This window comes from Bacteroides sp. AM37-9, from assembly GCF_003603455.1.
In the GTDB taxonomy this organism is placed as follows: Bacteria; Bacteroidota; Bacteroidia; order Bacteroidales; family Bacteroidaceae; genus Bacteroides; species Bacteroides xylanisolvens.
The window spans coordinates 20,519-42,927 of sequence record NZ_QTNF01000036.1 but is presented as its reverse complement, the minus strand read 5'-3'; the positions used below and the strand labels follow the sequence as shown (position 1 = coordinate 42,927).

Sequence of the window (22,409 nt, the reverse complement as noted above, 5' to 3'; positions counted from 1 at the left end):
TTAAAAAGTACACGCTTGCCAAATAATATGTATCTTTGCATTGTTATTAATAATGCGAAGTGATTCGTATAAAAACATTTTTTATAAACCAATTAAAAAACATCAACATTATGAACAAGATGAAATTTATGGTTCTCTTCATGAGTATTGCCATGATATTTGGTAGCTGTGGAAGTATGAACAACACTGGTAAAGGTGCTGCTATCGGTGGTGGTTCGGGCGCTGCACTAGGTGCGATCCTGGGAGGTGTTATCGGTAAAGGTAAAGGTGCTGCTATCGGTGCTGCTATTGGTACGGCAGTAGGTGCAGGTACAGGTGCTCTTATCGGTAAGAAGATGGACAAAGCAGCAGCAGAAGCAAAACAAATTGAAGGCGCACAAGTAGAACAGATAACAGACAACAACGGATTGCAAGCCGTGAAAGTAACATTCGACTCGGGTATTCTTTTCACTACCGGTAATGCAAATCTAAGTGCTGCTGCTAAATCTGCTTTAAGCAAGTTTGCCAACAATGTGCTCAACCAGAACCGGGATATGGACGTGTCTATCTACGGATATACCGACAACCAGGGCTGGAAGAACAGTACTGCTGCACAAAGCCAGCAAAAGAACCTGAACTTATCACAAGAACGTGCGCAAAGTGTGTCCAGTTACTTGTTGAGTTGCGGTGTTTCCACCAATCAAATCAAGAGTGTACAAGGAATGGGTGAAAGCGATCCCGTTGCAAGCAATGACACTGCTGCCGGTCGCGAACAAAACCGTCGTGTAGAAGTATACATGTACGCAAGTGAGCAAATGATTAAAGATGCACAAGCAGCTACTCATTAAAAAATTACTGCGCTATACGCGCAACCTGCTGATTTTCTTCTTTGCATCAACACTACTGGCAGTGATTATTTATCGTTTCATGCCGGTTTATGTAACTCCGTTGATGGTTATCCGAAGCGTTCAGCAAGTTTTTTCAGGAGATAAACCCACGTGGAAGCACACGTGGGTTTCTTTTGATAAGATATCTCCCAACCTGCCGATGGCGGTCATAGCCTCCGAAGATAACCGTTTTGCCGAACACAACGGGTTCGACCTCGTAGAAATCAAGAAAGCGATGAAAGAAAACGAAACACGCAAACGGAAACGGGGAGCAAGCACCATCAGTCAGCAGACAGCCAAGAATGTATTCTTATGGCCGCAATCGTCGTGGGTACGCAAAGGGCTCGAAGTCTACTTTACGTTTCTCATCGAACTCTTCTGGTCGAAAGAGCGAATCATGGAAGTCTATCTCAACTCTATAGAAATGGGAAATGGCATCTACGGCGCACAAGCAACCGCAAAAAATAAGTTCGGAACAACAGCCGACAAGCTGACCCGGGGACAATGTGCACTCATCGCCGCCACCCTCCCCAACCCAATACGATTTAACTCGGCGAAACCTTCGTCATACATACTAAAACGACAAAGTCAGATATTACGGCTGATGAATCTGGTTCCTAAATTCCCACCGGAAGAGAAGGCCGTTGAAAAGAAAAAAAGCAAAAAAAAGAAAAGCAAATAACAAGAAAGAATTTATAACCTAGTTTAATTTACGATTAGACGAATAGGTGATTTACGATTAGACAATTTACGATGTACGATTGAAATAACTTTTGGAATTATAAGTACTTATCTTTGCATAAGTATCTCCTCATTCACAATTCAAATTTCAATCGTACATCGTAAATCGTTTAATCGTAAATAAAATTAGGTTATAAAAAAGGAAGGAGCAATGAGAATCTATCTCTTTGCTCCTTCTGCTAATAAGCTTGTTTGTATGCGCTATCCTCATTTATACAAAATCTTTCAATTCCTGTTGTAAACGTTGACGTGTGAAGAATATGCGGCTCTTCACTGTGCCTAATGGTAATCCTAATTTCTCTGCGATTTCGCGGTATTTAAAACCAGATACGTGCATAGAGAAAGGAATCTTATACTCCCGGGGGAGTGCGTTGACGATACGGTGCATTTCTTTCAGGTCGTAAGCACCTTCTGTACTCTCAAATCCTGAATCTTGTGGCAGATTTAAGTGATAATAATTATCGGTTGTGTCAACAAAAGTTTGATCGCGTACTACTTTACGGTAGTTATTTATAAAGATGTTACGCATGATAGTGTACATCCATCCTTTGAAATTTGTGTCCGGAACATATTTTTCTTCATTATCTAATGCTTTTAAAGATGTTTCCTGCAATAAGTCATTTGCTTCTTCACGGTTGGCCGTCAATTTATAAGCAAAACGAAGCAACTCTTCCTGTACTCCAATTAAATCTTTTCTGAAACTTAAACTTTTCATACTTTAATGGTTTTATGGTTAATATTTCGTTTTTCTCGATGTTTGCAAGTTTAAAGGTATTTTGCTTATCAAGCAGGGTAGGATCCGTTATTTTTTAGGGTGAAATTCTATCAATTGACAGATTTTGGGTGCTTTCTGACAGTTTTTAGGTGGTATTAGCGAAATTTACCCCCTACTACTTGGTTAAAAGAACCAAATAGATTACTTTTGATTTTATATTATTAAATAAAACAAAAAGCTATGACCATACTTATTATTGTAGGGATTATTGTATTGCTGGGCATCTTCTTTGCTTCCATGTACAACTCATTAGTGAAATTGAGAAACAATCGTGAAAATGCGTTCGCCGACATCGATGTACAGTTGAAACAACGCCATGATCTCATTCCCCAACTGGTAGACACCGTGAAAGGATATGCCGCACACGAAAAGGAAACGCTCGACCGGGTGATTCAGGCACGTAACGGTGCAGTCGGCGCAAAAACGATTGATGATAAGATAGCTGCCGAAAACCAGTTAAGCTCTGCTCTTGCAGGATTGAAAATCACTCTCGAGGCTTATCCCGATTTGAAAGCTAATCAGAATTTCCTGCAATTACAGGAAGAAATTGCTGATGTAGAGAATAAACTGGCTGCTGTCCGCCGTTACTTCAACTCGGCAACTAAAGAATATAATAACGCCGTACAGACATTCCCATCGAATATAGTAGCAGGAATGACCGGATTCCAAAGAGAAATCATGTTCGACCTAGGGAAGAATGAACGTGCGAATCTGGATCAAGCACCTAAAATAAGTTTCTAAACTCATTATTCACACCGTCCACTCAATTACAAAAGTTGAACACGCATGCAATACGTCGGAATCCAAACACAGCAGAGCCGGAATAATCTGCGCTCTGCGTTTCTACTGTTCCTGTTTCCCTGTCTCGTGGCAGCACTCCTCTATTTATCCTGCTACCTGTTGGTTCTTTTTGGATACGGAAAGAGTATGGAAATAGAAATAATGCCAATGGTCAATCATTTCTTTCTCTCTTCGTTGCCATACACCATGGGAATCGTAATCATCTGGTTTCTGATTGCCTACTGGGCCAACACAAGCATTATCAATTCTGCCACCGGTTCCAAACCGCTGGATCGTATAGAGAATAAGCGCGTTTACAACCTGGTAGAAAACCTATGTATGTCGCAAGGCATGAAGATGCCGAAAATCAATATCATCTATGACAGTTCTCTGAATGCATTTGCAAGCGGCATCAATGAACGTACATACACTGTTACCCTCTCGGAAGGTATCATCAAAAAACTGAATGATGAAGAACTGGAAGCAGTGATTGCGCATGAGCTAAGTCATATCCGCAACCGTGACGTGCGCTTGCTGATAATATCCATCGTCTTTGTCGGTATCTTTTCCATGCTGACAGAAATCACCCTATATACCATCACACACATACGTGTACGCAGCAACAGCAAAGGTAGTGGCGGCATTTTTCTTTTCATTCTACTCGCTTTAGTGATAGCTGCCATCGGTTATCTTTTCTCAAGCCTGATGCGTTTTGCCATTTCACGCAAACGCGAATACATGGCAGACGCGGGATCGGCAGAAATGACGAAGAATCCGTTAGCACTGGCCAGTGCTCTCCGCAAAATATCGGCAGATCCTGCCATCGAGGCAGTAGAAAGGAAAGACGTGGCACAATTATTTATACAGAATCCTAAAAAGAAATCGAAAAGTATATTCAGCGGAATCAACGGATTGTTTGCCACTCATCCTCCCATTGAAAAACGAATTGAAATACTGGAACAGTTCTAAAAGCCTGTTCTAATTTTCTTCCCAAGCGTTTTTATTCAAAAGTTGATTATGCCCTTAATTGGTCTAAACTTATAAATAACAGGGATTTCTGTTTAATTTTCATTAAAGGAAACAGAACTATCCCTGTCTTTTTCTTATATTTGGTTGTTATACATATATACATCAACCTAAATACAACTGATATGAGAACGAAGAAACAAATCTTTATGCTGTTACTAGCCTTGCTAGTGGGCATCCCTACCCTTTCGGCTCAAAGTAAAAAGGAAAAGAAAGAACAGAAGAAAGAAGCTGTAAAGAAGCTGATTGAATCTGAAAACTACAAGATAGATGTCAACACCGCCATGCCGATGCGCGGACGCTCCATCCCTTTGACATCTTCCTACTCACTGGAAATCAGAAACGATTCGGTCATTTCTTATCTGCCTTATTATGGACGGGCTTACAGCATCCCCTATGGCGGAGGCGACGGGCTAAATTTTAAAGCTGTGCTCAAAGAATACAGTATGAAAATGGATAAGAAAGGAAATGCTGTCATCGAGTTTATCGCACGCAATCCCGAAGACAGGTATGAATACAGAGTCAAAGTATTCCCCAATGGTTCGGCAAGCATTGATGTCAATATGCAAAACCGTCAGTCCATTAGTTTTCAGGGGGAGCTGTATATAAAGGAAGAGAAGTAAGAAACAGAAAACAAGTAAGAAGAACGGGCTGAATAATTTTGTATTATTAGGCGTGGATTGCACGGATTACACGGTTGTTAGAATGATGATTACCATACAGCAACCGTGTAATCCGTGCCTAATTTTATAATATAAACTATTAAGATAATATACTTATTAGCTATCCGATAGAAACAAGATGAACACATTCACTTGGGCAGCATCGTTTTTTTATTCTTCCGGCTCTTCACCACCTTTTAATATAGGCAGGCAAATGTGATATTTCACAGCTAAGATGCGAGTCAGAAATACGACTGATCCGCCAATCAACTGACAAGCGTAGGACTCCATACCTGCGAGATCGCAAATCCAATATGCAATACCGCCTACGACGCAAGCCATTGCGTAAATCTCCTTTCGGAAGATAAGAGGTATTTCATTGATAAATACGTCACGAATCACCCCACCGGCTGCTCCCGTAATGCTACCCATGATAATCGCCACCCAAAAAGGATAACCCAAAGCAATGCTCTTGCCTACACCTACCACGGTAAACAGTGCCAGACCGATGGTATCAAAAATGAAGAAAGTATTATTGAGCCGGATGAGCCAGCGTCCGAAACAGATGACCCATAACAAAGCCAGTCCTGTACAAATCAGATAGATAGGGTCAGTCATCCATCCCGGTGTCACGTCGAGCAGTACATCACGGATGGTACCGCCGCCGATAGCCGTAGCAAGTCCTACCACATAAGCGCCGAACCAGTCGAAACGTTTCGCCGAAGCTAGTCGGATACCACTAATAGCAAAGGCAAATGTGCCTATAAAATCAAGAATTTGAACGAATGTGGGCATATATTTGTTATTTTGTATGCAAAGTAACGAATAAATTCCGTAAGAAAATGTACTTTTGCTTCACGAATTAAACCGAATTAGGTAGAAACAATATGAAAATAACAATTGTTGCGGGGGCACGCCCCAATTTTATGAAGATAGCTCCCATTACACGCGCTATTGAAGCCGCACGGGCGCTGGGTAAAAGTATCTCTTACCGACTGGTTTATACCGGGAGGAAAGACGATACGAGTCTGGATGCTTCTCTCTTTTCGGATCTCGACATGAAAGCTCCTGATGTATATCTGGGAGTGGAAAGCAGTAATCCAACGAGTTTGACAGCCGGAATCATGGTAGCCTTTGAACAAGAACTGACGGAAAATCCGGCACACGTAGTCCTTGTGGTAGACGACTTGACCGCAACCATGAGTTGTGCCATCGTTGCCAAGAAACAAGGTATCAAGGTAGCGCATCTCGTAGCCGGAACCCGTTCTTTCGATATGAAAATGCCGAAAGAAGTCAACCGTATGATTACAGACGGACTATCCGACTATCTGTTCACAGCCGGTATGGTTGCCAACCGCAACCTGAACCAGACGGGAACGGAAAGCGAAAACGTATATTATGTAGGCAACATTCTGATTGATGCCATCCGCTATAACCGGAACCGCTTGCTTAAACCGATATGGTTCTCCGTCCTGGGACTGCAAGAAGGAAATTATCTCCTATTTACTCTCAACCGTCGTGTATTACTCGGCAACAAGGAGAATCTGCGTCAGTTGATGAAAACAATCATCGACAAGTCTGCCGGTATGCCTATCGTTGCACCGCTGCACACCTACGTGCGCAATGCCATCAAAGAGTTGGACATCGAAGCTCCGAATCTCCATATCATGCCGCCGCAGAACTACCTGTTCTTCGGTTATCTGATAAACAAGGCGAAAGGAATCATAACAGATTCGGGAAACGTAGCCGAAGAAGCGACCTTCCTGGGTATTCCTTGTATCACACTCAACACGTATGCCGAACATCCGGAAACGTGGCGCATGGGAACCAACGAACTTGTCGGAGAAGATCCTGCCCTGCTTGCCAAAACCATGGATACACTGATGCACGGTGAATGGAAACGTGGCGAACTTCCCGAACGTTGGGACGGACGTACCGCAGAGCGTATTGTACAGATACTTACGAGCAAATAACATTTACCCGGCATGTTCCATTCCGTTTCCCGGCATGGGACTGTTAGTTTCACGCCTTGAAACTAATAGTTTCACACCGGGAAACAAAGTGTTTCACACCGAGAAACCAACAGTTTCATGCCGGGAAACAAAAAGTTTCAAGGGTCGAAACAAAAAGTGTCCTACAACGGGAGCAAAGGTTTCAAATACCGAAACCGGGAGAACGAAATGCGGAAACGGTCTTATCAAAAGGATTAACAGCGGGATGTTCTTTGAATTATCGTACGATATATGCTTGTAAACAACAAAAAACGATGGGTAAAAAAAGTTATATATTCTGTTATCCTTAGAGTTATTTGTTAACTTTGCAGCCCTACTACAAACGTTATGATACAACGATATAACAAAATACTTATACTGTTCTTACTCGTATTGGTAGCTTCCAATGCTTTTGCGCAGCAAATTAAAGGGGTAGTCACTGATTCGGTTACCCACGAGCCATTGATGTATATCTCTGTTTACTACCAGGAAAAGAGAGATATGGGTACCATCACCAATATTAACGGAGAATACAGTCTTGAAGCCCGCAGAAACGGAGGAACACTGGTATTCTCCGCTGTAGGTTATATCAGTAAAACGGTTCGGGTTGGTTCCAACAATCAGACAGTGAACGTTAAGTTAGCTCCGGATAATGTGCTCCTGAACGAGGTTGTCGTGAAACCTCAAAAGGAGAAATATTCCCGCAAAAACAATCCGGCAGTGGAATTCATGAAGAAGGTAATCGAACACAAAAAGGCACAAGTCCTCGAAGTGAACGAGTACTATCAGTACGACAAGTACGAGAAGATGAAAATGTCTATCAACGACCTCACACCGGAAAAGCTCGAAAAAGGTATCTACAAAAAATATTCATTCTTAAGAGACCAAGTGGAAGTGTCGGAAACAACCAATAAGTTGATTCTCCCTATTTCCGTACAAGAAACGTCCTCGCAAACCATCTACCGCAAAAATCCCGAAAACAAGAAAACGATTATCAAAGGAAAGAACTCCAATGGTATAGAAGAATTTTTCTCTACGGGAGATATGCTTGGCACCGTACTGAAAGACGTATTTGCCGACATCAATATCTACGATGATGATATCCGGTTGCTTCAGCAGCGTTTCGTCAGTCCGATCGGTAACAATGCCATCTCATTTTATAAATATTATCTGATGGACACATTGATGGTAAACAAACGCGAATGTGTCCACCTCACTTTTGTTCCGCAAAACTCGCAAGACTTCGGATTCACCGGACATCTGTATGTATTGAATGATTCTACATACGCCGTTCAGAAATGTACAATGAACCTGCCTAAAAAGACCGGAGTCAACTTTGTCAACCGCATGGACATCACGCAACAGTATGAGCAACTGCCCAACGGCAACTGGGTGTTGGCGGATGATGACATGACCGTAGACCTTTCCTGGAATTCCAACAAAACAGCAGGTGGATTGCAGGTGGAACGAACCACGAAATATAGTAATTATAAATTCGATCCTATTGAACAACGACTGTTCCGGTTGAAAGGCAGCGTAATAAAAGAAGCGGATATGCTCTCGAAAAGCGATGAGTACTGGGCGAGTGTCCGTCAAGTACCATTGACAAAGAAAGAAAGTTCGATGGACGTATTCGTCAACCGCCTCGAACAGATTCCGGGATTCAAATACATCATCTTCGGAGCGAAAGCACTGATTGAGAACTTTGTAGAGACAGGAAGCAAAGAGCATCCGAGCAAAGTGGACATCGGCCCTATCAACACCATGATTTCGAGCAATTACATTGACGGTACCCGTTTCCGGTTGAGCGGTATGACTACGGCTCATTTCGACAAGCACTGGTTCTTGAGCGGATACGGAGCGTACGGTCTGAAAGACGAACGCTGGAAATATAGCGGAACGGTGACTTATTCGTTCAACAAACGCGATTATGTGGTTTGGGAATTCCCGAAACATTATCTTTCGGCAACGTACAGTTATGACGTAATGTCTCCGATGGACAAATTCCTGTTTACGGATAAAGATAATATCTTCTTGTCAGTCAAGACAACGACAGTAGACCAAATGTCGTATATGCGCGACGCCACCATTAATTATGAACTCGAAACGCTGACCGGATTCGGAGTGAAAGCCATGTTGCGCCACCGTAACGACGAGCCTACCGGCAAACTGGAATACCTGCGCAATGATGCCGCACAAACCCGTGTGCACGATGTCACAACTTCCGAAGCAAGTCTGACGCTGCGCTATGCGCCGGGCGAATCATTTGTCAACTCCAAGCAACGCCGCGTGCCTGTGTCGCTGGACGCTCCTATTTTTACGCTCACTCATGCTATGGGTTTCAAAGGAGTATTGGGTGGGGATTACAACTTTAACCGTACGGAAGCAAGTGTGTGGAAACGTTTCTGGCTCCCGGCTTCCTGGGGAAAGATTGATTGCAGCGTGAAAGCAGGTGCAGAATGGAACACAGTTCCTTTCCCGTTGTTAATCCTGCCGGAAGCCAACTTGTCCTACATCACCCAGCGCGAAACGTTCAACTTGATTAATAACATGGAATTCCTGAACGACCGTTACGCTTCCATGTCATTATCCTACGACATGAATGGAAAACTCTTCAACCGTATTCCTCTTATCAAGAACCTGAAATGGAGGGAAATGTTCCGTGTACGTGCTCTGTGGGGAACATTGACGGACAAGAATAATCCGTTCAAGAGCAACAATCCCGATTTGTTCCGTTTCCCGACACGCGACGGTAAGTTCACCAGTTTCGTGATGGACCCGAAAGTGCCGTATGTCGAAGCAAGTGTAGGTATTTACAACATTTTCAAGTTGCTGCACGTTGAGTATGTACATCGTTTCACTTATCGTGATAATCCGGGTATCAACAAAAACGGTATCCGCTTCATGGTATTAATGGTATTCTAAAAAATTATGCAACCACTAGCAGAACGGTTACGGCCAAAGACTTTGGATGATTATATCGGTCAGAAACATTTAGTTGGACCGGGGGCTATCTTGCGGAAAATGATTGACGCAGGACGCATCTCTTCGTTTATTCTCTGGGGACCTCCCGGAGTGGGTAAAACAACCCTTGCGCAAATCATTGCCAACAAACTGGAAACACCTTTCTATACGTTAAGTGCCGTGACTTCCGGTGTGAAGGATGTGCGCGAAGTGATAGAACGTGCCAAGAGCAACCGCTTCTTTTCACAGTCCAGCCCGATTCTGTTTATTGATGAAATCCATCGGTTCAGCAAGTCGCAGCAGGATTCTCTGTTGGGAGCGGTAGAGAACGGAACAGTCACGCTGATTGGCGCAACAACGGAGAATCCGTCGTTTGAGGTCATCCGCCCTCTCCTGTCCCGCTGCCAGCTTTATGTGCTCAAATCTTTGGAGAAAGAAGATTTATTGGAACTTCTGCAACGTGCCATCACCACGGATGCCGTATTGAAAGAGCGCAAAATTGAATTGAAAGAAACAACAGCCATGTTGCGCTTCTCCGGTGGAGACGCCCGCAAGCTGCTTAATATATTGGAACTCGTTGTACAATCGGAAACGGAAGAGACTGTCGTCATCACCGATGAAATGGTGACCGAACGGTTGCAACAAAATCCGCTGGCATACGACAAGGATGGAGAGATGCATTATGACATTATCTCCGCTTTCATCAAATCTATTCGTGGCAGTGATCCCGATGGAGCGATCTACTGGCTTGCCCGTATGGTGGAAGGAGGCGAAGATCCTGCTTTCATTGCCCGCCGACTGGTGATTTCGGCTGCCGAGGACATTGGTTTGGCAAACCCGAACGCACTGCTTCTCGCTAACGCCTGCTTTGAAACATTGATGAAAATCGGCTGGCCCGAAGGACGGATTCCTTTGGCTGAAACAACGATTTATCTGGCTACCAGTCCGAAGAGTAATTCGGCATACAGCGCGATCAATGACGCACTAGAGTTAGTCCGTTCAACCGGTAATCTGCCTGTCCCCTTGCATCTGCGCAATGCTCCGACCAAACTGATGAAGCAACTGGGCTACGGACAGGAATATAAATATGCACACAGCTATGAAGGTAACTTTGTCAAACAGCAATTCCTTCCGGACGAACTGAAAGACAAACGGATATGGCAACCGCAAAACAATCCGGCAGAGCAGAAGCATGCCGAACGGATGATACAGTTGTGGGGAGACAAATTCAAGAAATGATATTTTCAGGCATAGATTACACGGATTACGCAGATGCTTCATGCAAAGCATATTTTAAGAAAACGTGAAATCCGTATAATCCGTGCCTATAATATCAATATGTTGTTAAGAAAACACGTATAACTTATTATTAATATTGAAATTGAAATGAAGATTGTAGTTTTAGACGGCTTTGCCGCCAATCCCGGAGATTTATCCTGGGAAGGTATGAAAGTTCTTGGAGAATGTACAATTTATGATCGTACAGCTCCGGAAGAGGTATTAGAACGTGCAGCCGGTGCAGAAGCAATTCTGACTAACAAGGTAATCATCAATGCAGACCACATGGCTGCACTGCCCGAACTGAAATATATCGGTGTATTGGCTACCGGATACAACGTGGTAGACACAGCTGCTGCCAAAGAACGGGGAATCATCGTTACTAATATTCCTTCATACAGCACCGCTTCCGTTGCTCAAATGGTATTTTCGCATATCCTGAACATCACTCAACAAGTGCAACACCACTCCGAAGAAGTGCACAAAGGCCGTTGGACAAACAACAAGGATTTCTGTTTTTGGGACACTCCGTTGATGGAACTGCGCGAGAAGAAAATCGGTCTGGTAGGACTGGGAAACACCGGATATACCACAGCGCGTGTTGCTATCGGATTCGGTATGCAAGTGTACGCATTGACTTCTAAATCCCACTTCCAATTGCCACCGGAAATCAAGAAGATGGATATGGATCAATTGTTCAGCGAGTGCGATATTATCAGTTTGCACTGCCCGCTTACGCCGGAGACACGCGAAATGGTGAATGCACGCCGTCTTGCTATGATGAAGCCGACAGCTATCTTAATCAATACCGGTCGCGGACCGCTTATCAACGAACAAGATCTTGCAGATGCTTTGAACAGCGGTAAGATTTATGCAGCCGGCGTAGATGTGCTTTCTACCGAACCGCCTTGTGCCGACAATCCATTGTTGACAGCAAAGAACTGCTACATCACTCCGCACATTGCCTGGGCAACCATAGAGGCTCGCGAACGTCTGATGAATATTGCAATCAGCAATCTTCAGGCTTACATTTCCGGCAAACCGGAGAATGTAGTCAATAAATAATTAACATTAGTGTAATTCATAATGCCCGAAGTGTTTAGGCACACACGTTAAGTATAAAATATATAAAAAGCTCCCCTTATTTTATCTCTCTACCATGACTTAGAGTGATGTTAAATAAGGGGAGTTTATTTGTTCCGACTAGAATCTCTATTTCGAAATTCTATATGGACAAAGTATGAGTGTATGGACAAAGTTATTAGTACACAGACAAAAGACTAATATACAAATGATATATTAGTATGAGTGTCCTCCTTCATCCATTTCTTTCTCGGTAATCTTATGCCGGTCGATACTACGCCAAGCGTAGAAAATATAAGCAATCACAAACGGAACAAGAATGGAAACATAAGCCATTGTCTTCAGTGTAAATTCACTGGAGCAGCTATTGGCTAATGTCAATGAGCTTTGCAGGTCGGTGTATGACGGATAATAGGCAGTGTTGTTGTACCCTGTTACCAGTAGCAAAGATAAAACAGTCAGCACCGTACCGATTCCTGCAAACCAGATACCTTTATCAAAAGTCTTTTTAAGCAATGTCTTTCCGATACCGAAAAGAACCAATACCACCCCAATCAGGAATAAAGCCAGCACTACCGGCATCTCGATAAAGTTTGTGAGATACTTGTATGGCTGCATATAAATCTCCTGTGTTTCCGGGTTAACGGCAAAGCCTTCGGATACCAGTGTACGAATGACAAACGACAAAAAGAATACAAGGAACAAGACTGTGTTATTGCGTACTGCACGACGACATTTGTCGGTCAGTTCTTTGTCATCAATATTATTAATGAAATAGAGTGCTCCCAATACACGAGCAAGGAAGAAGACAGCCAATCCGAGAATTACATTCCAGATATTCGTCAACGCATCCAATCCGTGCCAGCCATTTCCCCAATGACTGATTACCGGCATAATAGTGTCTGTCATATTGGCCTTATTAATATAGAAATCAGAACCGGTGAAGAAAGTAGCCACCGCCCCGCCAAGTAACACAGGACCCACTACCCCATTAATCACCAAGAAAGTCTGATATGTCTTTTTACCTAACAGATTTCCTGCCTTACTCTGAAACTCATAACTGACAGCCTGCAATACAAAACTGAAAAGTATAATCATCCAAAGCCAATAAGCACCACCGAAACTGGTACTGTAGAACAACGGGAAAGAAGCAAAGAAAGCTCCTCCAAACGTCACCAACGTAGTAAACGTAAACTCCCACTTACGCCCGGTAGAATTCACCATCATCTTACGATGCTCTTCGGTTTTACCCAGACAGAACAATAATGAATTACCTCCCTGCACAAACAATAAGAACACGAGTATGGCCCCCAGCAAGGAAACGACAAGCCACCAATATTGTTGCAAAAATATATACATAAGTTTCAAGTATTAAGTAATAAGTATTAAGTATTATGCGTCCGGTCCTTTCTTGATAGCTTTCACCATAATTCTGACACCTGCAATCAGCATCACTGTAAACAGGAGCAGGAAGATAAAGAACGTAGTTTGCACGGAGCTTACATCCAGTTTGGAGATAGCAGCCATCGTAGGCAACATATCGCGGATAGCCCACGGCTGACGACCACATTCGGCAACCACCCATCCGGCTTGTCCGGCGATGTAACCCAAAGGAATTGTCAGCAGAGCAATCCAGTGCATCCAGCGCATCTTACTCAAATCCTTTTTATAGATAAAGAAAAGAACGACTATAAAGAACAGGATGAAATATCCGCCCAAGATTACCATTATACGGAATGCGTAGAAGTTGAGAGGAACATTCGGAACCAGTTGGTTCACGTCTTTGATATATCCGTAGCCAAAATAGGGAATATTTTCCTGCAATACATTATATGCAATCTTCGCATCTTCCTCGTGTCCGGCACTCTTTGCAGCACGATAGGCAGCCAATGCGCCGATAGCCGTTTTACCACGTTCTATCTTCTCGGCAGCAGAGAGAGCCTTCGATCCGTCTTTCAACTGATACCCACCTTCGATGATATTCGTAATGCCCGGAACGTAACCGTCCACATTACGCTCGGCAAGGAAAGAAAGCATACTCGGGATTTCAAAACGGAAGAGGAAAGGATCTTTTCCATCGTTGTAAGTCTTCTTTTCAGGGTTCAATACTCCTATTCCGACCAGACCGACATTCGTTCCGCCTTCATACAGACCTTCCACTGCTGCCAATTTCATCGGTTGTGTCTGGGCAATCTGATAACCGGAACCATCGCCCGTCCAAACAGAAAGCAACGATGCTACCAGTCCGAAGATTGCACCAATCTTGATGCTGGCCAGTGCAAACTCACGATTACGTTTCTTCAACAAGTACCAACAACTGATACCGACTACAAAAATAGCACCCAACACCCAGCCGGACAATACCGTGTGAAAGAACTTATTGACTGCTACAGGCGAGGTAGCCACCGCCCAAAAATCGACCATCTCATTACGGACAGTGTCAGGATTGAATTCCATGCCTACCGGATGCTGCATCCATGCGTTGGCAACGAGAATCCACCAGGCAGAAATCGTAGCTCCCAATCCCGTCAGCCAGGTGGAAGCCAAGTGGAAACGTTTACTTACTTTTCCCCATCCGAAGAACATAACCGCGATAAACGTAGCTTCCATAAAGAATGCCAGAATACCTTCAATAGCCAACGGAGCACCGAAGATATCCCCTACAAACCACGAATAATTGCTCCAGTTCGTACCGAATTCAAACTCCAGAATCAAACCCGTTGCCACACCGATGGCAAAGTTAATACCGAAAAGTTTCATCCAAAACTGGGCAGTCTTTTTCCAAAATTCGTTGCCTGTTTTATAATACAGCGTCTCCATGATTCCCATCACCACTGCCAGTCCGAGTGTGAGGGGAACAAAAATCCAGTGGTACATGGCTGTCATCGCAAATTGGGCTCTCGACCAATCGATCAGCGAGGTGTCAATACTTTCAATCATAATCCTATGTAGTTTAAGAGTTAAAAATCAGTAGATTTATCGGGGATGGCACGTTCTATCAGTTCATTTCCCACGTATGTACCTTTGTCGGCATCCGTTGGGTGGTCGCCGAGGAAATCAGGGAAAAAGAACATTTTGAGGATGAAGAACATGACGAATAATTTCAGCAAAATAATAACCCATAGAGTACGTCCTAAGGTCATACTACGGAAACCCTCCAAATAGAAGTTCCAGATCGTAAGCAGTGTATTCTTCATATGTTGACGTTATAATTTGTAATGAGTACAAATATACATTTTTTATAATTAAAACAAACAAGTAGTCAAAAAAGTTGCAAGATTTGTCGTGTTTTTCTTCAAAAACCTACCTATCGACAGAAAAAAATCATTTAACGGCGAAATAACGTCATCCGTCTATCGTTTTTGCGGCATATATAATATGTACGTACCTTCGCTAACAGTAAATCAATAGAAGTATGAATATGATAAATGTAAGAAGATTGACAGTGATGACATTTCTTGGAACAGGTATGCTGTCCAGCATATCTGCCCAGATTTCTCCGCTGCAAGTCGATACGCTGAAAGAAACGAAAATCCCGGATCAATGGGATTTGCAGTCATGCATCGATTATGCAAAGGAGCAGAACATTACAATTCGCAAGAACCGGATCACTGCGACCAGCACGCAGATTGATGTGAAGACAGCTAAAGCTGCCATGTTCCCCAGTCTTTCGTTTTCTACCAGCCAACAGGTGGTGAATCGTCCGTATCAGGAGACGAGTAGCCGGGTGAGCGGTAACGAGATTATCAGTAGCAACAGCAAAACGAGCTACAACGGTAATTATGGACTGAATGCTTCGTGGACTCTATATAATGGTAATAAACGACTAAAAACCATCCAACAGGAAAAGTTGAATAATCAGATGGCCGAGCTGGATGTGGCGACTTCCGAAAATAATATTCAGGAGTCCATCGCTCAAGTATATATCCAGATTCTTTATGCAGCCGAATCTGTGAAAGTAAACGAAAACACCCTGCAAGTTTCCATTGCGCAGCGCGACCGAGGACAGGAACTTCTGAATGCCGGAAGTATTGCCAAAAGTGACCTCGCGCAACTGGAAGCACAGGTGAGCACCGACCGATACCAACTTGTCACAGCGCAAGCCACTCTTGAAGATTACAAATTGCAACTGAAACAACTGCTCGAGCTGGATGGGGAGAATGAAATGAACATCTACCTCCCTGCCCTGTCCGACGAAAATGTACTGGCTCCGCTGCCTACCAAAAGAGATGTGTACATCAGCGCATTGAGCCTTCGTCCGGAGATTGAAGCGAGCAAACTGAATGTAGAGGCTTCTGAACTGGGTATCAATATCGCTAAATCGAGCTATTTCCCTACCATCAGCCTTAGCGCAGGAATCGGAACCAACCATACCAGCGGTAGCGACTTCACCTTCGGAGAACAAGTGAAGAACGGATGGAACAACTCTATCGGATTGTCTGTCAGTGTGCCTATCTTCAATAACCGTCAAACGAAAAGTGCCGTACAAAAAGCTAAATTGCAGTACGAAACGAGCATGTTATCCTTGCTTGACGAACAAAAGGCACTGTACAAAACCATTGAAAGCCTTTGGTTGGATGCCAACAGCGCGCAACAGCGTTATGCTGCCGCAAACGAAAAGCTGAAAAGTACACAAATCAGCTATGAGTTGATTAGCGAACAGTTTAATCTGGGAATGAAGAATACCGTAGAACTCCTTACTGAAAAGAATAATTTGCTGCAAGCACAGCAGGAACAGCTTCAGGCTAAATATATGGCTATACTGAATACGCAGTTGCTGAAGTTCTATCAGGGAGATCAATTAGCTTTATAAAGAGTATAAAATCAGCATTATAAATAAGTAAAAGCATAATAAACGAATGAAAACGAAAAAGATTATTCTAATCGCCGTAGTAGTCGTTGTGGTTGTAGGAGCAGGAATATGGCTCTTTGCCGGTTCACCGGCCAAACACAAAGTGACGTACGCCACCGCTACTGTCAGTAAAGGCGATATTTCAAATTCGGTGACTGCTACAGGGACCATCGAACCGGTGACGGAAGTAGAAGTCGGTACGCAGGTGTCCGGTATCATCGACAAGATTCACGTAGATTACAACTCGGTAGTAACCAAAGGACAGCTGATTGCTGAAATGGACCGCATCACATTGCAAAGTGAACTGGCCTCACAGCAGGCAACTTACGATGGTGCGAAAGCCGAATATGAATATCAGAAGAAAAATTATGAACGCAGCAAAGGCTTGCACGAAAAGTCATTGATTAGTGATACGGACTTCGAACAGGCGCTCTACAATTATCAGAAAGCGAAAAGCAGCTATGACAGCAGCAAGGCATCGCTCGCGAAAGCGGAACGTAACCTGTCTTACGCTACCATTACTTCACCGATTGACGGAGTTGTTATCAGCCGTGATGTAGAAGCAGGACAAACCGTTGCTTCCGGATTCGAAACTCCGACCCTGTTCACCATTGCTGCCGACCTGACACAAATGCAGGTAGTAGCCGATGTGGATGAAGCAGATATAGGCGGTGTAGTGGAAGGTCAGCGTGCCAGCTTCACGGTAGATGCTTATCCGAATGATGTATTCGAAGGGATCGTTACCCAGATTCGTTTGGGCGACGCAAGCAGTACGAGCAGCACGAACAGCACTTCAACAGTAGTCACTTACGAAGTAGTCATCTCTGCCCCTAACCCCGACTTGAAACTGAAGCCGCGTTTGACGGCTAATGTCACGATCTATATCCTTGACAAAAAAGACGTATTGTCCGTTCCGAACAAAGCCTTACGATTCACACCGGAAAAACCGTTAATCGGCAATAATGATATCGTGAAAGATTGCGAAGGCGAACACAAACTTTGGACTCGCGAAGGAACTACATTCACCGCTCATCCGGTAGAAGTGGGAATCAGCAACGGCATATCCACCGAAATTATCAGTGGTATTCCTGAAGGGACAAAGGTGGTAACAGAAGCTACTATAGGTGTAATGCCCGGTGAAAACATGGGACCTGAAGGAAATATGGAAAATGGCGGAGAAAGAAGTCCGTTCATGCCAGGCCCTCCGGGAAGTAAGAAGAAAAAATAATTATTCAATGTGCCAATAACGAATTGGCGCATTAGCACATTATTGACGATGAAAAAAGTAATTGAAATACAAAATATCAAACGTAACTTTCAGGTAGGCGACGAGACCGTTCACGCATTGCGGGGCGTTTCGTTCAATATCAATGAAGGGGAGTTTGTCACCATCATGGGTACTTCCGGTTCGGGAAAATCCACGCTGCTTAATATATTAGGCTGCCTGGACACCCCGACAAGCGGAGAGTATCTGCTCGACGATATTCCAGTACGTACGATGAGCAAGCCTCAACGTGCGGTACTAAGAAACCGGAAGATTGGATTCGTGTTCCAAAGCTACAACCTGTTGCCTAAAACAACGGCAGTGGAAAATGTGGAACTACCGCTGATGTATAACTCTGCCGTCAGTGCTTCCGAACGTCGTCGTCGCGCTATCGAGTCTTTACAGGCCGTAGGATTGGGGGATCGTTTGGAACACAAATCCAACCAGATGTCCGGCGGACAGATGCAACGGGTGGCCATTGCACGTGCATTGGTCAACAACCCGGCAGTGATTCTTGCCGACGAAGCGACCGGAAACCTCGATAGCCGTACTTCCTTCGAGATACTTGTACTGTTTCAGAAACTTCATGCAGAGGGACGTACGATTATCTTTGTGACACATAATCCCGAACTTTCGCAATATAGCAGCCGGAATATCCGGCTGCGTGACGGTCAGGTTATAGAAGATACTGCCAATCCGAAAATTCTGTCTGCCGCCGAAGCACTGGCGGCATTGCCGAAGAATGACGAGGATTAATTAATGTGATAAGGAGTAATGAAGTTATAAGAAGCAATTCATGTGATAAGGAACAATGAAGTTATAAGATGATATGCTTAGAGCATCATGCCAACATTTTACAGTCTCATAACTTTATAACCTTATAATAGCCTTATACCTTCAGAACCCCATTAATAACTCCATAACTTTATAAACATGAATGGAACTAATTTATTAAAGATAGCTCTCCGGGCATTGGCGAACAATAAGCTGCGTGCTTTTCTAACCATGCTCGGTATCATTATCGGTGTTGCTTCCGTCATCACGATGCTGGCTATCGGACAAGGTTCGAAGAAAAGCATCCAGCAGCAGATTTCCGAAATGGGATCGAACATGATTATGATTCATCCGGGAGCCGATATGCGTGGAGGTGTCCGGCAGGACCCGTCTGCGATGCAGACCTTGAAGCTAGCCGACTACGAGGCCTTGCGCGATGAGACCAGTTTCCTGTCTGCCATCAGTCCCAATGTTTCGTCATCGGGACAGCTTATTGCCGGTAACAACAACTATCCGGCTTCGGTGAACGGTGTCGGAACAGAATATCTCGATATTCGCCAACTGACTGTTGAGAATGGAGAGATGTTCACAGAAGCCGACATACAGAGTTCGGCCAAAGTGTGCGTGATCGGAAAGACCATAGTAGACAATCTTTTTCCGGACGGAAGTGATCCGGTAGGTAAGATTATCCGTTTCAGCAAGATACCTTTCCGTGTGGTAGGTGTGCTCAAAGCAAAAGGGTACAACTCTATGGGACAAGACCAGGATGCCGTAGTGCTTGCACCATATACCACCGTAATGAAACGTCTGCTTGCCGTTACGTATTTGCAGGGAGTATTTGCCTCTGCCCTCACCGAGGATATGACGGACTATGCAACTGACGAAATCAGTACAATCCTCCGCCGCAACCATAAACTGAAGGCTTCGGATGATGATGATTTCACCATCCGTACCCAACAGGAATTGAGCACGATGCTCAACTCAACCACCGATTTGATGACTACCCTGCTTGCTTGCATCGCAGGTATTTCGCTGGTAGTGGGTGGTATCGGGATTATGAATATCATGTATGTATCCGTTACGGAGCGTACCCGTGAAATCGGTCTGCGTATGTCTGTCGGCGCACGCGGGGTCGACATTCTAAGTCAATTCCTCATCGAAGCCATCATGATTAGTATCACGGGAGGTATCATCGGAGTGATTATCGGCTGCGGAGCCAGTTGGATTGTCAAGAGCGTAGCGCATTGGCCTATCTATATCCAGCCGTGGAGCGTATTCCTCTCCTTCGCAGTATGTACAGTTACAGGAGTCTTCTTCGGATGGTATCCGGCTAAGAAAGCAGCAGATTTAGATCCGATAGAAGCCATCAGATACGAATAAAATGGATAATTACCAATAAAAGAATTATCTTTGTCTTTATGAAACAAACCTTTACATCCGCACGTCGTCCCCTGGAAGTACTGATACACATTATCAGCTGGGGGATTATGTTCGGTTTCCCGTTCTTCTTCGTCGAACGTGGAAACGGGAACATCAACTGGATGGCTTATACACGCCACCTTGCCGTACCACTCTCTTTCATGATTGTGTTCTACGTGAATTATTTCATTCTTGTACCCCGCTATCTTTTCCAGAGTCAGGCCAAAAGATATGTGGTCTACAATATTATCTTTTTATGTGCCATCGGTGTGTTGCTTCATCTCTGGCAAAGTCTGACGTTCGATCCGTCATTCGCTCCCAAATCAAAAAGACCAGGGATGCCTCCGGGATGGTTGTTTTTCCTTAGGGATATGTTGAGTCTCGTATTCACTATCGGACTAAGTGCCGCTATCCGCATGAGTGCCCGATGGACACAGAACGAAGCTGCCCGAAAAGAGGCGGAACGGAACCGTGCGGAAGCGGAACTGAAGAACCTGCGAAACCAACTGAACCCTCACTTTCTGCTGAATACGCTGAATAACATCTATGCATTGATTGCATTTGATTCGGACAAGGCGCAACAGGCAGTTCAGGAGTTGAGCAAACTGCTTCGTTATGTGTTATATGATAACCAGCAGACATACGTTCCTCTCTGTAAGGAGGTCGATTTTATCGGCAATTACATCGAACTGATGCGCATCCGTCTGTCCGCCAACGTGCAGATGATTACTAAATTCGATATTCAGCCCGACAGTCAGACGCTCATTGCCCCGCTTATCTTTATCTCTTTGATAGAGAACGCTTTCAAGCATGGCATCTCCCCTACTGAATCGAGTTTCATCAGTATTCATATTTTGGAGAATGACAACGAAGTGGTGTGTGAAATCCGCAATAGTAATCATCCTAAGACAGTGGAGGATAAGAGTGGATCGGGCGTGGGATTGGAACAAGTCAGCCGCCGGTTGGAGATACTTTATCCCGGAGCTTATACGTGGTTGAAAGGCGTCTCAAAAGATGAAAAGGTATACGAATCGAGATTGAGTATCAAGATTAGAGAGTAGAAAGAAAGACGTTCAGTATAAAACGTCAAGTACCAATGTTTAGTATAAAGCGTCAAGTACAAGATTTTGGATATAAAACTTTAGATATAAAATAGTATGATGTTACGTTGCGCAATCGTTGACGATGAGCCTTTAGCTCTTAGCCTGTTAGAGAGTTATGTGAATAAGACTCCGTTCCTGCAACTTGCAGGAAAGTATTCCAGTGCGGTTCAGGCGATGAAAGAATTGCCGGGCGAAGAGGTCGACCTCCTGTTTCTGGACATTCAGATGCCGGAGCTTAACGGTCTGGAGTTCTCGAAGATGGTAGATCCGCATACGCGCATTGTATTTACCACTGCTTTCGGACAGTATGCCATCGACGGTTATCGTGTCAATGCACTCGATTACCTGCTGAAACCAATCTCATACGTTGATTTCCTGCAAGCTGCCAACAAAGCTCTCCAATGGTTCGAACTCGTGCAGAAACCGGAAGAGATAGACAGTATCTTTGTGAAAAGTGACTACAAACTGGTACAAGTGGACTTGAAGAAAATCATGTATATCGAAGGACTGAAAGATTACATCAAAATATATACGGAAGACGCTCCCAAACCTATCCTGTCACTGATGAGTATGAAAGCCATGGAAGAGCTCTTGCCATCCAGTCGTTTCATACGTGTGCACCGCTCCTTCATCGTACAGAAAGATAAAATACGTGTGATTGACCGCGGACGTATCGTGTTTGACAAGACATATATTCCTATCAGCGATAGTTACAAGCAAGTTTTTCAGACTTTTCTTGACGAAAGGAGCTGATTATTCATTATTTTATCGGTAAAAAAGTGATTTTTGTCGATTATAGTTTGCCAAAATCCGTTTTATATCTACCTTTGC

At 44.0% G+C, this 22,409-nt stretch carries 20 protein-coding genes; 15 read left to right on the top strand and 5 right to left on the bottom strand.

The genetic code is table 11. The features are described 5' to 3' along the window. Positions 1 to 110: 110 nt before the first annotated feature. Positions 111 to 827 (top strand): OmpA family protein, encoded by a 717-nt coding sequence (locus tag DW862_RS20755; protein ID WP_004311588.1) that lies wholly within the window; start codon positions 111 to 113, stop codon positions 825 to 827. Continuing rightward, positions 805 to 1,548 (top strand): monofunctional biosynthetic peptidoglycan transglycosylase, encoded by a 744-nt coding sequence (gene mtgA / locus DW862_RS20750; protein WP_004311587.1) that lies wholly within the window; start codon positions 805 to 807, stop codon positions 1,546 to 1,548. Before DW862_RS20755 ends, mtgA begins: the two co-directional genes overlap by 23 nt. Before the next feature lie 270 nt (positions 1,549 to 1,818). On the opposite strand, the gene DW862_RS20745 is transcribed toward mtgA, so the two are convergent. Further along, positions 1,819 to 2,322, bottom strand: coding sequence for an RNA polymerase sigma factor (locus tag DW862_RS20745; RefSeq protein WP_004311586.1), 504 nt, complete (start codon positions 2,320 to 2,322; stop codon positions 1,819 to 1,821). Positions 2,323 to 2,562: 240 nt separating this feature from the next. Between DW862_RS20745 and DW862_RS20740 the strand changes: the two genes are divergently transcribed. From DW862_RS20740 to DW862_RS20730, 3 genes are all read left to right on the top strand, one after another. Further along, entirely contained in the window at positions 2,563 to 3,123 is a 561-nt protein-coding gene (locus DW862_RS20740) for a LemA family protein (RefSeq protein ID WP_004311585.1), read from the top strand. A 45-nt stretch (positions 3,124 to 3,168) separates the two neighbouring features. Next, entirely contained in the window at positions 3,169 to 4,131 is a 963-nt protein-coding gene (locus DW862_RS20735; RefSeq protein WP_008643886.1) for a M48 family metallopeptidase, read from the top strand. 182 nt (positions 4,132 to 4,313) lie between these two features. Continuing rightward, positions 4,314 to 4,811: a DUF4251 domain-containing protein gene (locus tag DW862_RS20730; RefSeq protein WP_117683736.1), complete on the top strand. Its 498-nt coding sequence runs from the start codon at positions 4,314 to 4,316 to the stop codon at positions 4,809 to 4,811. Positions 4,812 to 5,021: 210 nt separating this feature from the next. Here DW862_RS20730 and DW862_RS20725 read toward each other — a convergent pair whose 3' ends face one another. After that, a complete protein-coding gene (locus DW862_RS20725; protein WP_120070177.1) occupies positions 5,022 to 5,645 on the bottom strand; it encodes a trimeric intracellular cation channel family protein in 624 nt (207 codons plus the stop codon). A gap of 92 nt (positions 5,646 to 5,737) precedes the next feature. Between DW862_RS20725 and wecB the strand changes: the two genes are divergently transcribed. The 4 genes from wecB (at position 5,738) to DW862_RS20700 (ending at position 12,148) form a co-directional block, all read left to right on the top strand. Further along, positions 5,738 to 6,823 carry a non-hydrolyzing UDP-N-acetylglucosamine 2-epimerase gene (wecB, locus tag DW862_RS20720; RefSeq protein WP_004311581.1) on the top strand — a complete coding sequence of 362 codons (1,086 nt, stop codon included), beginning with the start codon at positions 5,738 to 5,740 and terminating at the stop codon, positions 6,821 to 6,823. 366 nt (positions 6,824 to 7,189) lie between these two features. Beyond that, entirely contained in the window at positions 7,190 to 9,766 is a 2,577-nt protein-coding gene (locus DW862_RS20710) for a DUF5686 and carboxypeptidase-like regulatory domain-containing protein (RefSeq protein WP_049702954.1), read from the top strand. 6 nt (positions 9,767 to 9,772) lie between these two features. Then, entirely contained in the window at positions 9,773 to 11,044 is a 1,272-nt protein-coding gene (locus DW862_RS20705; RefSeq protein ID WP_004316871.1) for a replication-associated recombination protein A, read from the top strand. Between the two features lie 147 nt (positions 11,045 to 11,191). After that, positions 11,192 to 12,148, top strand: a complete 957-nt coding sequence (locus DW862_RS20700) for a D-2-hydroxyacid dehydrogenase (RefSeq protein ID WP_118418702.1) — start codon at positions 11,192 to 11,194, stop codon at positions 12,146 to 12,148. A gap of 234 nt (positions 12,149 to 12,382) precedes the next feature. On the opposite strand, the gene cydB is transcribed toward DW862_RS20700, so the two are convergent. Genes cydB through DW862_RS20685 form a run of 3 tightly spaced genes read right to left on the bottom strand, consistent with a single transcriptional unit; the run spans position 12,383 to position 15,363 of the window. Next, positions 12,383 to 13,525, bottom strand: coding sequence for a cytochrome d ubiquinol oxidase subunit II (cydB, locus tag DW862_RS20695; protein ID WP_087318342.1), 1,143 nt, complete (start codon positions 13,523 to 13,525; stop codon positions 12,383 to 12,385). A 33-nt stretch (positions 13,526 to 13,558) separates the two neighbouring features. Then, entirely contained in the window at positions 13,559 to 15,106 is a 1,548-nt protein-coding gene (locus DW862_RS20690) for a cytochrome ubiquinol oxidase subunit I (RefSeq protein WP_120070173.1), read from the bottom strand. Positions 15,107 to 15,126: 20 nt separating this feature from the next. Continuing rightward, positions 15,127 to 15,363, bottom strand: coding sequence for a DUF4492 domain-containing protein (locus DW862_RS20685; protein WP_004313359.1), 237 nt, complete (start codon positions 15,361 to 15,363; stop codon positions 15,127 to 15,129). Positions 15,364 to 15,581: 218 nt separating this feature from the next. Here DW862_RS20685 and DW862_RS20680 point away from each other — a divergent pair, with 218 nt between their 5' ends. The 6 genes from DW862_RS20680 (at position 15,582) to DW862_RS20655 (ending at position 22,331) form a co-directional block, all read left to right on the top strand. Continuing rightward, positions 15,582 to 16,979 (top strand): TolC family protein, encoded by a 1,398-nt coding sequence (locus DW862_RS20680; RefSeq protein ID WP_165861955.1) that lies wholly within the window; start codon positions 15,582 to 15,584, stop codon positions 16,977 to 16,979. Positions 16,980 to 17,025: 46 nt separating this feature from the next. Further along, a complete protein-coding gene (locus DW862_RS20675; protein ID WP_120070169.1) occupies positions 17,026 to 18,246 on the top strand; it encodes an efflux RND transporter periplasmic adaptor subunit in 1,221 nt (406 codons plus the stop codon). A 48-nt stretch (positions 18,247 to 18,294) separates the two neighbouring features. Beyond that, on the top strand, positions 18,295 to 19,038 hold the full coding sequence (locus tag DW862_RS20670; protein WP_004313363.1) for an ABC transporter ATP-binding protein: 744 nt from the start codon (positions 18,295 to 18,297) through the stop codon (positions 19,036 to 19,038). A gap of 177 nt (positions 19,039 to 19,215) precedes the next feature. Then, the gene (locus DW862_RS20665; protein WP_074910792.1) at positions 19,216 to 20,436 is read left to right on the top strand and encodes an ABC transporter permease; all 1,221 of its coding nucleotides are present in this window, start codon (positions 19,216 to 19,218) and stop codon (positions 20,434 to 20,436) included. Positions 20,437 to 20,474: 38 nt separating this feature from the next. Next, complete coding sequence (locus tag DW862_RS20660) at positions 20,475 to 21,536, top strand: sensor histidine kinase (RefSeq protein ID WP_120070166.1); 1,062 nt, start codon at positions 20,475 to 20,477, stop codon at positions 21,534 to 21,536. Positions 21,537 to 21,632: 96 nt separating this feature from the next. Then, complete coding sequence (locus DW862_RS20655) at positions 21,633 to 22,331, top strand: LytTR family DNA-binding domain-containing protein (RefSeq protein ID WP_004313366.1); 699 nt, start codon at positions 21,633 to 21,635, stop codon at positions 22,329 to 22,331. The last annotated feature ends 78 nt before the right edge of the window (positions 22,332 to 22,409 follow it).

Excerpts from the sequence above, each read along its gene's own strand:
- DW862_RS20755 (WP_004311588.1), top strand. The coding sequence starts at position 111 with ATGAACAAGATGAAATTTATGGTTCTCTTCATGAGTATTGCCATGATA.
- mtgA (WP_004311587.1), top strand. The coding sequence starts at position 805 with ATGCACAAGCAGCTACTCATTAAAAAATTACTGCGCTATACGCGCAAC.
- DW862_RS20745 (WP_004311586.1), bottom strand. The coding sequence starts at position 2,322 with ATGAAAAGTTTAAGTTTCAGAAAAGATTTAATTGGAGTACAGGAAGAG.
- DW862_RS20740 (WP_004311585.1), top strand. The coding sequence starts at position 2,563 with ATGACCATACTTATTATTGTAGGGATTATTGTATTGCTGGGCATCTTC.
- DW862_RS20735 (WP_008643886.1), top strand. The coding sequence starts at position 3,169 with ATGCAATACGTCGGAATCCAAACACAGCAGAGCCGGAATAATCTGCGC.
- DW862_RS20730 (WP_117683736.1), top strand. The coding sequence starts at position 4,314 with ATGAGAACGAAGAAACAAATCTTTATGCTGTTACTAGCCTTGCTAGTG.
- DW862_RS20725 (WP_120070177.1), bottom strand. The coding sequence starts at position 5,645 with ATGCCCACATTCGTTCAAATTCTTGATTTTATAGGCACATTTGCCTTT.
- wecB (WP_004311581.1), top strand. The coding sequence starts at position 5,738 with ATGAAAATAACAATTGTTGCGGGGGCACGCCCCAATTTTATGAAGATA.
- DW862_RS20710 (WP_049702954.1), top strand. The coding sequence starts at position 7,190 with ATGATACAACGATATAACAAAATACTTATACTGTTCTTACTCGTATTG.
- DW862_RS20705 (WP_004316871.1), top strand. The coding sequence starts at position 9,773 with ATGCAACCACTAGCAGAACGGTTACGGCCAAAGACTTTGGATGATTAT.
- DW862_RS20700 (WP_118418702.1), top strand. The coding sequence starts at position 11,192 with ATGAAGATTGTAGTTTTAGACGGCTTTGCCGCCAATCCCGGAGATTTA.
- cydB (WP_087318342.1), bottom strand. The coding sequence starts at position 13,525 with ATGTATATATTTTTGCAACAATATTGGTGGCTTGTCGTTTCCTTGCTG.
- DW862_RS20690 (WP_120070173.1), bottom strand. The coding sequence starts at position 15,106 with ATGATTGAAAGTATTGACACCTCGCTGATCGATTGGTCGAGAGCCCAA.
- DW862_RS20685 (WP_004313359.1), bottom strand. The coding sequence starts at position 15,363 with ATGAAGAATACACTGCTTACGATCTGGAACTTCTATTTGGAGGGTTTC.
- DW862_RS20680 (WP_165861955.1), top strand. The coding sequence starts at position 15,582 with ATGAATATGATAAATGTAAGAAGATTGACAGTGATGACATTTCTTGGA.
- DW862_RS20675 (WP_120070169.1), top strand. The coding sequence starts at position 17,026 with ATGAAAACGAAAAAGATTATTCTAATCGCCGTAGTAGTCGTTGTGGTT.
- DW862_RS20670 (WP_004313363.1), top strand. The coding sequence starts at position 18,295 with ATGAAAAAAGTAATTGAAATACAAAATATCAAACGTAACTTTCAGGTA.
- DW862_RS20665 (WP_074910792.1), top strand. The coding sequence starts at position 19,216 with ATGAATGGAACTAATTTATTAAAGATAGCTCTCCGGGCATTGGCGAAC.
- DW862_RS20660 (WP_120070166.1), top strand. The coding sequence starts at position 20,475 with ATGAAACAAACCTTTACATCCGCACGTCGTCCCCTGGAAGTACTGATA.
- DW862_RS20655 (WP_004313366.1), top strand. The coding sequence starts at position 21,633 with ATGATGTTACGTTGCGCAATCGTTGACGATGAGCCTTTAGCTCTTAGC.